Raw genomic sequence first — 15,357 nt, 5'->3', positions numbered from 1 at the left:
CGTGGCTGTCGTAGGTAGCAGGAATGGGACGGCGAGCAGGGTTCGCATCGCGCCTGCCTGGCACGCGGTGCGTGCGCCTCACTCCTCGCGAGGCCCGCCCAGGTCCCAGCTTCCGTCGTGCCAGAAGGACTCGGAGAGAACGTTCTCCACCTCCGGGTAGCCGGGGCCGTCCGACAGCGACAGCCCCAGCGCCTCGGCAAAGGCGAAGTCGTATTCGAGGAAGAGTGAGTGGAGCGCCTGCGGGGCGCGCTCCGGGTACACGCTGAAGGGCACCAGCCTGTCATCCGCGGAGATGGCGAGGAGCTGCCGCGCGAGCACCTGTCCCTGCGCGTCGCGCGCGTAGAGGACGCGCTTGTTCACGTCGAGCACCACGGCCGCGGCGGAATAATCACAGACGGCGTTGAGGCCGAGGCAGCTCCCCACGTGCGTGCCGAGCCTCAGTGCCTCCAGCACGTCCTGTTCGAGCGCCAGCGTCACAGGCCCCAGGCCCGGGACTTCGCGCTTCCACACCGGGCCCGTGAGCCAGCGCTCCGCGTCGACGCGAGGATGACGCTGGAACCACTCACGAGAGCGGGGATGCCTGAGGGCGAAGTCGCGCTCACCGGAGAAGTAGCGGGACAAGAGCCGCCGCAGCGGGCGCCGGTTGTCCTCGATGAGCGTCGCCATCTGGAGCGCATGGAGGACGCGCGAGTCCCGCGCATCCGCTGGGAGGCCACCGCGCAGACTGTCCACGGCCATGCGGGCGAGGAGCTGGAGACGCAGGCGGGGCAGCGCTTCCGAGGCCACACGGAGCGCGCGTTCGAGCTGCGCGGGCGGCAGGGCACTGCCCGACTCCAGCGCGAGCCGCGCCTTCCTCGGCAGCGGGCTCTCCACGCCGTCGGTGCAGTGCTGTCCCAGCAGCGCCACCATCCGCTCGGGGGGCAGGGCGAAGGGGTCCTCGCGCACGAGGGGATGCCGGGCGAATTCGGCGAGCACCTGTCGGCCCACGTGCCGCCGCAGCGAGCCGAGGAGCCGTGCCGTGCGTCCGAGCACGTCGGGGAAGCGCTCCAGCGCGTCCAGGACGAGGCCCACGTCGTGGGGCCCCAACAGCGCCATCCCCTCGCCCACCAACCCCGCCTGGGTGTTCCGGGCACAGCAGTGCTCGAAGCGGAGGAGGCTCCGCTCGGAGATGGACTGCAAGCGACGCTGGACCTCCGGCTCGGTGTGCCAGAGCAGCGGCTCCAGCGCGAAGGACAGCCGGTCCATTTCCTGGAATGGTGGCTTGCAGACGCGCTCGGAGAAGGCGAGCACGGTGGCCACCCGGACCTCGGGGGCAGTCCATGGCGGCGCGTCGTACGCCACCGCGGCGTAGACCATGTGGACGCAGCGGGCCTGATGGCTGGCCGGGGTGCGCAGCAGTTGCCGAGCCAGCAGAGGAAGGACACGACGCGCCATGCGCCACCAACGCAGGCGCACCTCGCGCTCCACCTGGGAGTCCCAGAGCGAGACCAGCAGTTCCACCAGCTCGTGGACGGCGGCCGGGGACAGTGACTCCCACGGCAGGGCGGCGAGCCTCTCCCCGAAGCCCGGCAGCTCACCGCAGAGGGTCCAGAGACGTGGCAGGGAATAGGCCCCGGAGCCTCCGGCCTTCAGCGGGCCCCTCAGCTGCACGAGGCATTCCTCCGGGACGGGGCCGCTGCGCATGGGCCATTCGAGCCAGGAGCGGCTGCCCAGGCCCAAGGCTTCGAGAAGCCTGAAGCCGCTCCTGAGGTACTCGCGCGAGTAGCCCGCCGCGAGCCCCTGGAGGTACTGCACGCGACGCAGGGACTCGTGGGCGATGAATGGCTCGATGTCCAGGTCGTAGGAGCTCGCATCCGCGCCGTCCGTACCGGGCTCGAGGAGCGCGGAGAGCAACGAGACGTGAGACTCCGGCGGCAGCTTCGCCGCGAGCTCCAGCCAGGGAAGGCCCGCGCCCGGCCCCCGGCGCCGCAGCAACCGCGCGGCGGCCGCGAAGACGGAGGACTGTGTGTCGATGGCGAGCCTTCCGCGCAGCGAAAGCAGCCGCGTGAAGCTTCCCTCCGGACCTCCCGCGAGCAGCGCACCGAGCCGCATGAATGCAGCGGGCACTTCGGCGCCTCGCGCCTCGGTGAAGCCGTGGTGGTAGGCGAGCGCGGCATCGGCGCGCGCGGAGGACTCCAGCGCCGCCGCCATGCGCCGCAGTCGCTCGGCGGAGAAGCCCTGTGACTCCATGAAACCCACGGCCTCCGCCAGACATGGGCGTAGGGCCTCCAGCAGCGCCTGGATATCCCTGCGATGGAGCAGATGGAGCCGGACGTCGAGGGCCTCCGGCTGCCGCCGCTTGGGTGGCTGGTGGATGGTGCCCCGATAGCCACGCGGATGCGCCGCCGTCCGGCGGAAGGGCTCGGGAGGCGGTTCCACCCAGGGATGCCCCAGCGCGCGAGAGGGGACGTCATCCCCCTGCACCGTTCCCAGCAGCACGCGCAGCACGTGTGTCAGCGTCTCGGCGGTGGCGCCACGCGACCGCGCCAGGGCCTCCCATGCAGCCAGGAGCGCGGAGCGTCCCGGTGCGTCCCGCTCACCGAGCTCGTGGAGCGGCACCCGGGCGAGCGCGGGTTCAGCCCCCGCCTCGGAGAGGACGAGGGCCACCAATCCATGGGGTTCCCGCGTGATGCACACCACCTGTCGCATGCGTCCCCTCTCCTCGCACGCTCCGCTCGCGGAGCCAATCCCACCCGGCTTCAGCTCCAGGCGTTCGCGGCTGCCAGCACGGTGTCCAGGTCGATGCGGAACGCCCGAGTGCCTTCGATGCCGTAGAGCCAGGGTCCTCGCCCGCGCGTCCACGCGGGGCGCCACGGCGTGCCCGCTCCGTCCTCGAAGCGGAAGGTGCCCTGAGGCTTCATTCGGCGAGCGCCCCGGTCGTACAGCGAGAAGAGCGGGAAGTGCTCGCGGGACTCGTAGGTGCCGTTGAACAGCACATGCGTGTCGTTGACGGCGAAGGCGCTGGCCCCGCGCAAGGGCGTCTTCCAGATGGTGGCGGGCTCACCGGAGCGCAGCCGGACGAGCGGGAAGTCCGTGTAGAAGTAGAGCCACGTCTCGTCATCGGACGCCACGTTGAGCGCATAACAGTCCGCGATGAAGTCCGTCCCCACCTCTACCGCGTCGTAGTCGGACAGGAGCTTCCCCTGACCGTCGAAGAGGACCAATCCGGACTCTCCGATGGGAATGCTGTCATCGTCTCCACGGCCCCAGCCGTAGTTGCCGAACACGCCTTCGTCGAAGTAGCTCACCCAGAGCCGCCCATCGGAGGTGGCCTGCACGTCCTCGATGCCATCGCCCAGCGTGAACTCGCGCACCCGCGCGCCGTCGCGGGAGTAGACGACGGCGTTGCGCTCGTGACGGTCCTTCTCGATGAAGCGGCAGCGGGCATCCACCAGCACCACCTCGCCCCCGGGCAACGGCTGGACGTAGTGGATTTGGAGGTCCGGCTCGGAGATGCGCAGTCGCGAAAGAGGCGTACCCGTTCCGTCGAAGTGGAGGGCCTCGCCATCCGCGAGGAGCCACAGGTCATTCGCGAGCCCGATGCCCCAGCCCCGTATCTCGCGGCCCGCCAGGGCCTCCGAGAAGTCAACGAAGGGCTCCACCTGGAGGGTCGTCAGCTCCCGAGCTCGCATGATTCTTCCTTCCTTCCACCACCGCGGTCCGAGCCCGCTGACGCCGGGCCCTGAACGGGCCTGACGCACGGGACATGGGCCCTACCCGGCGAGCTCGCGCGCGTGCCGCACCCACGCCTCCAGCGTGTCGGGCTCCCTCCAGCCGCGCACGTGCGATGTGCCCAGGGAGCGCTCGAGGGTGAGCGTGCGCAGGGCCTCGCGCACGCGCAGGCCGGCGGGGCCTCGGGCCTCGGGCTCGGCGCGGCGAGCGTGCTCCTGCATGCGCTCCCACCGCCTCGCGGGCCAGGGCCGTGGCTCGGACACCGCGCCCCGGAGCGGCTCCCACAGCTCGTGCGCCAGGCCGAAGAGCCCCGCGCGCGACTCCGCCACACGCGTTGGGCACTCCAGTCGTGCCTCCGGATTCCGGTCGCGCTCGCATATCCAGAGCACCACCTCCAGCCATTCCGCGGGCGTGGGCTGGAGGAGCGAAAGGCGCTCGCGGATGATGCCTTCCAGCGCGGCGCGTGCCGTCTGGAACCAGTACTCGGCCTGCACGAGCTGCTCGGGACCGGTGCGTGGCTCGTGGTGCGGCTCCCGTCCCGCGCGCTTGCGCAGCTCGCTCACGACACCGCCCCGGAGGTCCACGCGCATCAGCCGGTCCCAGCACGTGGCGAGCGCCAACTGTCCCTCGCTCCATTCCCGCCGCAGCGCCTCGACGTCCTCCGCCTGGAATGGCAGCGGACGTGCGGGGTCGAAGGACTGGGCGAAAATGCGTCGCAGCAGCGCACCAAACGTGGAGACCTCCCTCAGCACGGGCAGGTCGTCGGGAAGCACCTCGATGGCCACGGCCTCCCTGCGCGAGGGAGCCACCTCGCGCGGCGCGCAGCGCGCATGCTCCTCCAGGGCCCGGAGCCAGGCGGAGACTCCCGCGTTCGTGGGCACCGTGCCTTTGAGCCGCTCGGCGGCGGTGCGGAAGAACGTGTCGCGCAGGCCCTTCACCTCGTGCAGCAGGAGAACCGTGGGTGAGCGCTCGGGCCACGCCTCCACTCCGGCCCGCCGCAGCGCCTGGGTGAGCGCCGCGTCCACGCGCTCCAGCACCGGGCCCGACTCGCGCAGCAAATCCACCCTGCCGCGCACGCGCTCCTCCCAGTGGGGAGTGCGCAGCACGTCCAGCAGCTCCCGGAAGCGCGGCCGTGCAGCCTCCAGCAGCTCCGCGCGCCCCTCCAGCCGCACGCGGTAGATGTCCTGGGACGAGCCCACCCTCAGCGCCTCACCCGGTAGCGGCCCCACTCACACCACATGGCCCCATCCTCCCTCGCCGCGCCTTCGCGAGCCAATGGGACCCGCCACACCCGCCTCATCCACGCGCCCGTGAGCCCACGCCCATGGCCCCACACTTCACCAATACGGGTGCCATCGGATTGCCGTTGCCGGAATCGGGACTTCCCCCGCAGGTGTCGAGCGCACCCCAGGTGAAAAGGCTACAGTCCGCCTCCTTCGACCTTCGTACTTCCGCCCGGAGTTGCCCATGACGTCCCCCCGCGTCCTCGCACCGCTGTGCGTCCTCCTCTTGCTGTCCGCCTGCTCCGACGACCCCGACCCCACGCCAGGCCCGGTGGACAGCGGCATCACCCAGGACGCGGGCCCCGACACCGACGCGGGCCCCAACACCGACGCGGGCCCCGACACCGACGCCGGCGCGGATTCCGGTACCGATTCGGGCACCGAGACGCCCCTGACCATCGACACCGCGGCCCTGACGGATGGCTATGTCGGCCGCGCGTACTCGGCCACGCTGGTGGCGTCTGGCGGCGTGGCTCCGTACACGTGGTCGCTCGTGGGAGGCACGCTGCCCATGGGACTGTCCCTCTCCACGGACGGCGTGCTGTCCGGTACCCCGTCCGCCGCCTCGGAGACCTCATTCACCGTTTCCGCGCGTGATGCCGCGGGGACTTCCGTCGAGGCATTCCGCACCCTCGCCACCTACGCGGCCCCTACCCTCGCCGAGCTCCCCGCCGCGTCGCGCAGGGTGGGCGACACCGTCAACGAGACGCTCACCGTCACCGGCGGCAAGGCGCCCTTCACCTTCTCGTCCGGCACGCTGCCGCCGGGACTCTCCCTGACGAACGGCGTCCTCAAGGGAACGCTCAGCCAGGCCGGAACCTTCACCTTCGACCTCACCGCCACGGACGCGAATGGCGTGACGGCCACGCGCACCGAGACGTTCACCGTCGCCGCGCGCTTCGCTGTCACCTCGGGGGCGCTGCCGCAAGCCACGCGCGGCGAGCCGTACTCCTTCACGTTCACCGCGTCGGGCGGCCGCGAGCCCCTGACGTGGAACCTCGTCGGCGGCGGCACGATCGCCGGGCTCGCCCTGTCCTCGGCGGGTGTCTTTTCCGGGACGCCGCCCGCGGCGGGGGCGTTCAACTTCATCGTGTCCGTGCAGGACGCGGACGGCCAGACGACCACCGCCACATTCGACTTCACGGTGAGGGACCCGGGCGCGCCGGTGTTCACCGTGGGCCAGTACAACCTCGCCTACTTCGGCGACAACACGCGCGGCCCCACGCACTCCAGCTCGGACGGCGGCACGTCCGACGACCTGCAGATTGCCTCCGCGCGCGACATCATGCGCGACGCGGGCGCCAACCTCTGGGGCATGGTGGAGATGGTGGACACGGCCGACTTCGACCTCCTCAAGTCCCAGCTCCCCGGCTTCAGCGGCTTCCTCTCCAACAACGCGGCCTTCGTCTCCGGCGGCACGTCGCCGTATGGCAGCACCACCCAGAAGCTGGGCGTGCTCTACGACAGCTCCCTCACCTTCCAGAGCGCGCAGCTCATCCTGAACGACGCGACCCACCTGCCCGACTTCAGCAGCCGCCCGCCCTTGCGCGTGGACTTCACGACGGAAATCCAGGGCGTGGAGACGCCGCTCACCGTCATCGTCGTCCACATGCGCGCGGAGAGCACGGACCCCACAGCCCCCCGGGATTCGCGTGAGCGCGCGAGCACCGCGTTGAAGGAGTACCTGGACACGAACCTGCCCACGCGGCACGTCATCGTGCTCGGTGACTGGAACGACGACGTGGACGAGTCCATCACCCTGGACCCGAGCTCCGGCAATCCGCTGCCCACGCCGTACCAGAACTTCGTCTCGGCCCCGGAGGACTACACCTTCATCACCCGGGAGCTGTCGCTCGCGGGGGATGACACGACCATCAACTTCGAGAACGTGGTGGACCACACGCTGGCCAGCAACGAGGTGGCCGCGCGCTACGTGGCCAGGTCGGCCCGCGTCATCTACGCGGACAACCAGTTGCCGGACTACGAGAACATCGTGAGCGACCACCGCCCCGTCACCAGCGCGTACGCGTTCAGCGCGGAGACGGGCCCGTTCCTCCGTCTCAAGTCGCCGCAGGGCGGCACGTACCAGGCGGGCAGCGCGCTCGACATCACCTGGACGTCGTTCTCCGTGGACCAGGTGCGCATCGAGGTCTCCACGGACAATGGCGCGCAGTGGAGCGTGCTCGCCGCGTCGGTGCCCGCGGTGCAGGGGCGGTATGCGTGGACGCTGCCGGACATCGACTCCAGCAGCGTGCGCGTGCGGGTGGTGGACGTGTCCAACCCGGCGCGCACCGACACGAGCGACGCGGCGCTGACGCTGGTGAAGGGCCCGGGGCGCGTGTTCATCAACGAGGTGCTCGCGTACGAGCCCACCGTCAATGGCTCGCTCAACCAGGCCTATGAGTTCGTGGAGCTCGTCAACGGGAGCCCCTTCCCCGTGGACATCTCCGGCTGGAGCGTGTGGGACTCCTCCAATGGAGCGGCGCGGCACGTGTTCCCGTCGGGCATGAAGCTGGGCGCGGGCAAGGGCTTCGTCGTGTTCGGCGGCAGCGCGGGCATTCCGGCCGGCCTGACGAACGCGGCGGCGGCCTCCAGCAACCAGAACACGCTCGGCCTGAGCAACACCGCCGCCGGTGACTCCGTGCGGCTCCGGCTGCCGGATGGCGGCGTGGTGGACCAGTACAACTACACCTCGCCCACGCAGAACGTGTCCTTCAACCGCTCGCCCGATGCGGACCCGGACGCGAGCTTCGTGCTGCACAACACGCTGCCGGGAGGCGTTGGTAACTCGCCGGGCAAGCGCGCGGACGGGACGGCGTTCTGAAGGGTTGAAGAAGAGGCCGGTTCGGGGCGGACTTGCCGCCCCGAGCTGGCACTGCCGAGTCGCCATCCACGAGCTACCGGGGCGGTGGCCGCGCCTCGCTCTTGTAGGAGGCCCAGGACAGCGCCACCTCCCTGCCCGACACGTCGCGCCCATGCAGGGTGTCCACCACCTGCTTCACGTTGGGATTCACCTCCGACGGCCGCACCGTGACGTGGCCTCGGAAGCCTCCGCGCTCCAGTTCTTCCGTCACAGTGATGACCTCCCGCCAGGAGCGCGTGCTGGACTCCACCTGGTCATCCCAGCTCACGGTGAGGCGCTCCACACGCTCCCAGGTGACGTCGCCGCCCTCGGGGACGTGGACTGTCACGCCGCTGCGCCAGCCCTCGTCGCCCATCGGCTCGCGCGCACGCGTGAAGTCCAGGGTCGCCAGTCGTGGTTCGTCCGGAGGCGGCTGACCGCGAAGCTGCACGAAGGCGGTGGCATTCCGCGCCTTGCCTGTGCTGTCGCGGGCGGAGAGTCGCACCGTGAAGCCGCGCGCTTCTTGTGCCCCGATTCCCTGCGCGCCATAGGCGTGCGAAGCCGTGGGCCCCTCGGTAACAACGGAAGCTCCATCACCGAAATCCCACTGCAAGGCAGTGAGCGATGCTGCATCCGAGGCGACGGCCCGGAAGACGAAATCAGCGGGTCCTCGCTGGCTGACCTCCACGCGGAGGGAATCCGCCGCGTCCGACGCTCCGCACTCTCGCACCTCGACGCCCACGGCCTGCTCGGCCAGCACTCCGACGCGCCGGCCGCCCAGGTCCTTGCACACCTGGAAGCGCACGAAGTACCGGCCCGCGTGCTTCGGTGCGCGCCACTGGAGACGTGAGCCGGGTTGCAGCTCGGCGCCTGTCTCGGAGCCCGGCCACACCCAGCGCTGCACGGCCCCCGGCTCCGTCGCTCCGCCCACGCGGGCGGACAGCGTCATCAACTCGCCCGCGCATACCCACGGGCGGTCCGCGTCGATGCCCTCGACGACGGTGCTGGAGGCGAGCACGACGCGCTCCTCGTTCAACGCCAGGGAGAGCGCCTCGCCCGTCGCTGCTTCGGGAATGGATGCGGAGGCCGACACGACGGGCAGCACCCGCTCGGAGGCCACGGGTGCGGGTGGCGCCCCCACGGCTCGCGGCGTCGACGTCACCGTGTCGAGCGTCGTGGGCCGCAGGGGTGCTTCACCACTCTCCGGAATCGTCAGGGCCACACCCGCGATGACCAGCGCACCGCCCGCCACGAGGAACCAGCGGCTGCGGGCTCCACGACGACGCTCATGAACATCGGGAGACATGGAACGCGCTCGGGCTAGAAACCGAAGTCCACGAGGTGCCGGCGGTAGCCCTGCGAGTTGGGCCGGTACCACTGGTCATCCCAGCCCTTGAACTCGACGTCGTCGAGCAACCGCTCCGTCTTCCCGTTGAGGACCACCTGGTTGATGAGCGGCACCGCCGTGGAGCCCACGTTGCGAGACACGAGCTGGCTGCTGGTATCAAGGAACTGGGACACGTACCGGCTGCAGTAGTCCTGGTAGAAGCAGCCGTTGTCGCACGTGGAGAGGTTGTTGTACGTCGCGTGCTTGTCCTCGGCGACGTAGAGCGTGGGCCAGCCGCGCCAGGCATTGCGCGAATCGCTCGTGTCGTACTCGAGCTGGTCGTACGAGTACCACGCAGACGAGTCACACGAGCTCTTGCGGTGCGCGGACAGGTACGCCCAGTCGAGGTACCAACGCCCACCGGAGTAGTGCACCTCGAAGAGCTGGAACTCGGGGTCACCGTCATGGCCGGTGGTGACGCCGGTGTCGTCGAAGAAGGTGTCCAGGTAGAAGATGCGCAGCGTGCGCGTGGAGAAGGCCTCGCTCTTCACCGCGAAATAGGGCCGGCGGCCGTAGCCGCTCTCGCCCGTGTCGAACCAGAGCTTCGGCATGAACGCGAGCGCGACCTGGTATTCACAGTCGTCATTGAGCCCGTCCTGGTCCGTGTCCGTGCCGGTGCCCCAGCAGTTGTCCCCATAGGGAATGGTGGACAGGCCATCGGCCCGGGCCACGGAGGAAGTCAGCAGCAGGGACACAGCCAACGACATGACGACGGCGCGGATACCGCGGTTCATGGAGCGCTCCCAGAGGTGTGGAGACGTCGAGGCGGACGGAGGCTATCCCTCCCCCGCCTCACGTCTCCACCCCGTCCGGCGCCGAAAGACGCCGAGCGTCGGGTGCTGCGCACGAGGACTCCGCTACCGCGGGCCAGCGAGCGGAGCCGTGATGGTGCCCGACTTGAGGAACGTGGCGGCCTGACGCTGGGCCGCGTCCGTCACCGCCCCATCCCCCACCCGGTTGAGCAGGAAGCCGTGGCGGAAATCCGCTGGCAGGTTCGCCGCGTCCCACCGGAACACCGGGCACCGATTCGCGTCTCCCGCGTTGGCCGCGGCGATGAACTTCTCCGTCAGCGCCGTGGGCATGAACGTGTCCCCGTCGATGTACTGAATGAACACCGCCCGCTCCGCAGGAGCCCCCGCGTGGTCCTTCACGGCACGCGCCGCGTTCCATGCGTCGGCCGGGTCCAACGCCTGGCGCAGGTACTGGATGAAGGTGTCGTAGGCGGGCATGCCTTGGACAAGGCCCTCCGCCTGGAGCGCCGCGAGCAAGCCCGTCCGCTGTGCCGCAAGCACTGGCGACGTCAGCAGCAGCCCCACCGGGTCGGCCGCCGGAACGTTGAGCACCGCGCGCTGGACATCATCGTTCACGGCCAGGAAGAGCGAGCCCACCTGCGCGCCCAGGCCCGTGCCCACGAAATGCAGCCGCGAGCCATCCAGCTTCACGCTCCCGAGCGCCGAGGCCAGTTCCTGGCTGCGAACCACTCGGACCAACTGCTCCAGGTCCATGGCCGCCTGCCGGTGGTTGTCGCGCGTGGCAAAGGGGTCCAACGGATTGAGCATGTTCCAGCCGGAGATGGCGGGCGTGCGCTGCGTGCTGCTCACCGTTCGGAACGTGCCGCCCTCGCACACGCGTCTCCCATCCCCCAGCCCCGAGGACACGCAGCGGCCGAGTGAGGCCTGCGCGCAGAACACGTCTCCTCCCATGCCGCCCGCCGGCTGCGTGCAGTCCACACGGGTGCCGGTGTTGCGCGCCACGCAGCGGCCATGGCTCTCCGAGGCCACGTTGGTCTCGCAGCGCATGGTGGACGGGTCCGAGCATGCGTCGTCATCGTTGGCCGGGTATCGAGCCCCCACACAGATGCTGCGCTCGCCGTGGCGGATGGAGTCCATGGCGGCGGCGGCGAAGCCCGCGCGCGCCAGCTCGTTGGCAATGAACAGCAGGTGCGTCCGGTCCCCGCCCAGGTCATGGGCGAAGAGGACCACGGGCCAACCGGACGCGGGCATGGGCGCGCTCGGAACGGTCAACAACACCCGCGCCTGTTCCCGCCGTATCTGGCTGGTGTCGATGACGCCTCCGGGGCCGTTGAGGAGGTTGATGACGGAGACCCAGGCCTCATGGAGCCCGCCGAGCTGGTCATGAGGCACGCTCAGCGCCGGCAGTTGGCTGGACGCATCGAGCACCTGGACCGGTGTCGATGGCTGCGTCCGCGCCAATTGCGCGAGCTTCGCCTGCGCGCTCAGCGTGGACTGCGTCCTGACGGTGAAGGCCAGTGCCACCTGCGCGCGGGGAAGTCCTCCGGCCTCCAGCGCATCCAGCATGGGCTTCATGGACAGGCGCATCGGCTCCAGCGACTGTGCGGTCAGGTCCGCCACTCCCGCCACCTGGCTCTTGCCCTGGCCGTCGACGAGGGACACCGACAGGCGCAGCAGCGCCCAGGCCACCGTCGCGGTCACCGGCCGGCCCGTGGTGTCTCGCAGGCCGGTGGTGACGGCGGCCGCGTACGTGGTGCCCTCATCGAGGGGCAGCTTCGGAACGAACTGGAGCTGCTGCGGTGAGGACGGAGGAGCCGGGCTGGAGGTGCAGTTCAGGCATGCCTCCACGGACGGCGCCGCGCCCGTGCCGCTCAGCCGGATGAACCGGGTTCCCGCCGCGAGCGAGTCCGGGGCCACGAGTCCCGTGTCCAGGGCGCCTTCCGTCGGACTGTTCTCCGAGACGATGACGCCCGTGGTGGAGAAGCCATCCAGGTGGTTGAGGCCGCGGATGACCTGTGTCTGCAGCGGCGCCGTGCCGGACGGAGGCAGCGGGAGCGTCACCCGGCTCCCGTCGCTGGTCATGAAGTAGTGGCTGGGAAGGGGGAGGACGGGGCGCTCGGGAGCGAAGGGGACCTGCGGGAGGCTCGCCGTGGTGAACGTCCAGAGCGCCGCCACGTCCTCGCGGCGCGTCCCCTGGAGCGCGAGCCGGTCCAGGTAGGGCGCGTAGCGCAGACGCAGGCGTTCCAGTGACGCCGCCTCCGCATCCGGGAGTCCCGTCACGGTGCTCCGACCCGAGTCATCCACCAATGGCGTGGTGGAGCGGACCCACCGCCACGCCTGGCTGCCGACCACGGGGCGGCCCTCCGTGTCCTTCATGCCCGAGTTGCCGCCAACCACCGCCACGACGTACCGCGTGCCGCGCTCCCAGCCGCTGGGGGCAACGACATGGAAGCTCTTCCAGTCCACGTCGACGGAGACGAGATACTGCCCCCCCGGCGCGGCCCCGTCGTCCCGCATCACCCGGACCGTGTCGGCGTTGACGGTGCTGTATTCGAGCTGGGCCGACGCAAATGCGCGGGCGGCGCTCGTCCGCACGAAGCCGTCAAGGGTGTTGAGGTAGTCGCGCGTGAGCTCCTGCTGAGCGGGAGTGTCCTCTGCCCTCACCGGGAGGCGTACCCGCCCCGTGTCCGGGTCGATGCGCAAGTCATTGGGCTCGGGGAAGACGGGCTCGCTGCCGCGCGGGTCGAAGAGGATGAACGTCTCCTGGGGCCCCGCGTCGGGAGTACCCGAGTCCTGCGTCCCCGCGTCATCTCCCGCATCCGGCGTTCCCGCGTCATCGCCTCCCGCGTCGGGAAGGCCCGCGTCATCACCGCCCGCGTCGGTTGCGCCTCCGTCATCACCGCCCGCGTCCGAGGTCCCCCCGTCGGGAAGGCCCGCATCCGCTCTCCCCGCATCGGGCAGGCCCGCATCGTTCGGGGTGGAGGGCTCGGAGGAATCACCACATCCGGCAACCAGCAGCACCACCATGGCCATTCGGGCCACGGATGACATCAGACGCATCGAGAACGCTCGCAGTCGCATGGGTCGATGAAGGGGGGCAAACCCTAGCACCACTCTCTCCATCCGTAGCCAGATGCCCCTCACGGTGAGGTATACGAAGCCATGCACTCGACCTGGCGACATCTCCTCCCCTGCGTCCTGCTGTGTCTGGCATTGCCTCCCCGGGCGGGTCTGGCACAAAGCGTCACGGCCAGACCTCGCGCGAGGGACCTGGGCATCACCTTCGGTGGGCGGACCGGTCCGCTCAACGCCATCACCGACGTGGCGGGCGTGGAGGTCGGCCACGTCACGCTCATCTCGGGCGAGCCGGGCAAGGGCGCGGTGCGCACCGGCGTCACGGCGGTGCTGCCCCGGGGCCACGACGGCGTGGCCGAGGAGGTCTTCGCCTCCGTGTACGCCCTCAACGGCAACGGCGAGCTGACGGGCTCGCACTGGATTGCCGAGTCCGGCCAGCTCGCCGGGCCGCTGATGCTCACCAACACCAACGACGTGGGCGCGGTGCGTGACGCGGTGATTGCCTGGGCCATGAAGCGCGGGCTCGAGTGGGACCTCGGCCTGCCCGTGGTGGCGGAGACCTGGGACGGCATGCTCAACGACATCTACGGCTTCCACGTGAAGGGCTCGCACGCGCAGCAGGCGCTGGACGCCGCGCGAAGCGGGCCCGTGGCGGAAGGCAACGTGGGCGGTGGGACGGGCATGGTCTGCCATTCCTTCAAGGGCGGCATCGGCACGTCGTCGCGCAAGCTGGCGGACACGGAGGGCGGCTACACCGTGGGCGTGCTGGTGCAGTGCAACTACGGCTCGCGCCGCCTCCTCTCCGTGGAGGGCGTGCCGGTGGGCGAGGAGATCAGCGACCTGCGCCCCTGCTACGTGGGGACGCAGAAGCCGAGCAACGAGATGTTCGCGAGGATGCAGCCCTGCGCCACCTCGGGTGGCGTCACGAAGCCCACGACGCCGGAGGGCGCGGGCTCCATCATCGTCACCGTCGCGACGGACGCGCCCCTGCTGCCGCACCAGCTCGCGCGGCTGGCGCGCCGCGTGCCCCTGGGCATCGCGAAGATGGGCGGCCTCGGAGAGAACATGTCGGGCGACATCTTCCTCGCCTTCTCCACGCAGCACCTGAAGGCGCCCGGAGATGCTCCCATCGCCAGCGTGTCGGTGCTCGACAACGACCGCATCACCCCACTCTTCGAGGCCACGGTGCAGGCCACGCAGGAGGCCATCCTCAACGCCATGCTCGCCGCGGACACCATGACGGGCGCGGATGGCACCCGCGCCTTCTCCCTGCCGAAAGACAGGCTCGTCAAGGCCATGCGCAAGTACGGGCGGCTGACCTCCACGCCAGCCCCGGCGCCCAAGGCACGCACGCCATGAGACGGTGACAGCCAGGAACGGCGGGCGGCCTCGTATCAGGAGACGGGAGCGTTGCTCCCCACCTCCAGAGGTTCCGCCGTGACTCCCTCCGCCGCGCCGAAGCCGTCCCTTCCCGCTCCCGCCCTGGCCGTCCGGAGGCACACCGTGAAGGGCCCGGGAGGCGTGGACCTGCACGTCGTCGAGGCCGGCAACCCCGAGGGCGCGCCCATCCTCCTCGTCCACGGCTTCTGCCAGTCCCACCTCGCGTGGCGCTACCAGCTCCAGAGCGAGCTCACGCGGGACTTCCGCCTCGTCGCGTTGGACCTGCGCGGCCACGGTGACTCGGACAAGCCCGCGGGCGCCTATGCCGACAGCCGCCTGTGGGCGGGGGACCTCCATGCCGTCATCCGCACGCTGGGACTCCACCGGCCCATGCTCGTCGGCTGGTCCTACGGTGGCGTGGTCGTCACGGACTACCTGCGCCAACACGGGGACATGCATGTGGCCGGTGTGCACTTCGTCGGCGCGCTCACCCGCGTGGGCCGGCCGGAGTACTTCGCCGACTTCGGGTCGGAGTTCCTCCAGCTCATCCCCGCCCTGCTCTCACCGGAGGGAGACGCGGCGCTCGCCACCTTCGCGTCCCTGCTCTCCCACCAGCCGGTGACGGCCGAGCGGCTCGCGGAAGTGGTCGCCTACAACCTCCGCGTGCCCCTCCATGTCCGCGTGGGCGTCGGCCAGCGGGTGGAGGACGGCGACGACGTGCTGGGCGAGCTGAAGGTCCCCGTGCTGATTGCGCACGGCAAGGCGGACCGCGTGGTGCTGCCCGCCACCAGCGAGCACATCGCCTCGAAGGTGCGCGGGGCGGAGCTGTCGCTCTACCCCGAGGTGGGCCACTCGCCGTTCTCCGAGGACGCGGCGCGCTTCAACCAGGAGCTCGCCGCCTTCCGCGCGCGCTGCCGCTGACACCGC

9 protein-coding genes are annotated in these 15,357 nt (G+C 70.4%); 3 read left to right on the top strand and 6 right to left on the bottom strand.

The window, feature by feature from the left end; all coding sequences use genetic code 11:
* Nucleotides 1-78: 78 nt before the first annotated feature.
* From ACVTJA_RS18915 to ACVTJA_RS18905, 3 genes are all read right to left on the bottom strand, one after another.
* Nucleotides 79-2,688 (bottom strand): hypothetical protein, encoded by a 2,610-nt coding sequence (locus ACVTJA_RS18915; protein ID WP_465837968.1) that lies wholly within the window; start codon nucleotides 2,686-2,688, stop codon nucleotides 79-81.
* Between the two features lie 50 nt (nucleotides 2,689-2,738).
* Nucleotides 2,739-3,671: a hypothetical protein gene (locus ACVTJA_RS18910; RefSeq protein WP_465837967.1), complete on the bottom strand. Its 933-nt coding sequence runs from the start codon at nucleotides 3,669-3,671 to the stop codon at nucleotides 2,739-2,741.
* Between the two features lie 81 nt (nucleotides 3,672-3,752).
* A complete protein-coding gene (locus ACVTJA_RS18905) occupies nucleotides 3,753-4,910 on the bottom strand; it encodes a hypothetical protein (RefSeq protein ID WP_465837966.1) in 1,158 nt (385 codons plus the stop codon).
* Nucleotides 4,911-5,178: 268 nt separating this feature from the next.
* Between ACVTJA_RS18905 and ACVTJA_RS18900 the strand changes: the two genes are divergently transcribed.
* Nucleotides 5,179-7,818, top strand: a complete 2,640-nt coding sequence (locus ACVTJA_RS18900; RefSeq protein WP_465837965.1) for a putative Ig domain-containing protein — start codon at nucleotides 5,179-5,181, stop codon at nucleotides 7,816-7,818.
* 73 nt (nucleotides 7,819-7,891) lie between these two features.
* Here ACVTJA_RS18900 and ACVTJA_RS18895 read toward each other — a convergent pair whose 3' ends face one another.
* From ACVTJA_RS18895 to ACVTJA_RS18885, 3 genes are all read right to left on the bottom strand, one after another.
* The gene (locus tag ACVTJA_RS18895) at nucleotides 7,892-9,142 is read right to left on the bottom strand and encodes a PKD domain-containing protein (protein WP_465837963.1); all 1,251 of its coding nucleotides are present in this window, start codon (nucleotides 9,140-9,142) and stop codon (nucleotides 7,892-7,894) included.
* A gap of 14 nt (nucleotides 9,143-9,156) precedes the next feature.
* Nucleotides 9,157-9,957: a hypothetical protein gene (locus tag ACVTJA_RS18890; RefSeq protein ID WP_465837961.1), complete on the bottom strand. Its 801-nt coding sequence runs from the start codon at nucleotides 9,955-9,957 to the stop codon at nucleotides 9,157-9,159.
* Between the two features lie 123 nt (nucleotides 9,958-10,080).
* Nucleotides 10,081-13,035 (bottom strand): hypothetical protein, encoded by a 2,955-nt coding sequence (locus ACVTJA_RS18885; RefSeq protein ID WP_465837960.1) that lies wholly within the window; start codon nucleotides 13,033-13,035, stop codon nucleotides 10,081-10,083.
* Nucleotides 13,036-13,137: 102 nt separating this feature from the next.
* Between ACVTJA_RS18885 and ACVTJA_RS18880 the strand changes: the two genes are divergently transcribed.
* Nucleotides 13,138-14,409, top strand: coding sequence for a DmpA family aminopeptidase (locus ACVTJA_RS18880; RefSeq protein WP_465837959.1), 1,272 nt, complete (start codon nucleotides 13,138-13,140; stop codon nucleotides 14,407-14,409).
* Between the two features lie 144 nt (nucleotides 14,410-14,553).
* A complete protein-coding gene (locus ACVTJA_RS18875; RefSeq protein WP_465837957.1) occupies nucleotides 14,554-15,351 on the top strand; it encodes an alpha/beta fold hydrolase in 798 nt (265 codons plus the stop codon).
* Nucleotides 15,352-15,357 lie beyond the last annotated feature (6 nt).

The organism is Pyxidicoccus sp. M6 (assembly GCF_055568925.1).
Note: the sequence above shows the minus strand (reverse complement) of the source record. Positions and strands in the feature narration are given on the sequence as shown.

Bases quoted from the DNA above. Each gene is read 5' to 3' on its own strand.
- ACVTJA_RS18915 (WP_465837968.1), bottom strand. From the start codon at position 2,688: ATGCGACAGGTGGTGTGCATCACGCGGGAACCCCATGGATTGGTGGCC.
- ACVTJA_RS18910 (WP_465837967.1), bottom strand. From the start codon at position 3,671: ATGCGAGCTCGGGAGCTGACGACCCTCCAGGTGGAGCCCTTCGTTGAC.
- ACVTJA_RS18900 (WP_465837965.1), top strand. From the start codon at position 5,179: ATGACGTCCCCCCGCGTCCTCGCACCGCTGTGCGTCCTCCTCTTGCTG.
- ACVTJA_RS18895 (WP_465837963.1), bottom strand. From the start codon at position 9,142: ATGTCTCCCGATGTTCATGAGCGTCGTCGTGGAGCCCGCAGCCGCTGG.
- ACVTJA_RS18890 (WP_465837961.1), bottom strand. From the start codon at position 9,957: ATGAACCGCGGTATCCGCGCCGTCGTCATGTCGTTGGCTGTGTCCCTG.
- ACVTJA_RS18885 (WP_465837960.1), bottom strand. From the start codon at position 13,035: ATGCGTCTGATGTCATCCGTGGCCCGAATGGCCATGGTGGTGCTGCTG.
- ACVTJA_RS18880 (WP_465837959.1), top strand. From the start codon at position 13,138: ATGCACTCGACCTGGCGACATCTCCTCCCCTGCGTCCTGCTGTGTCTG.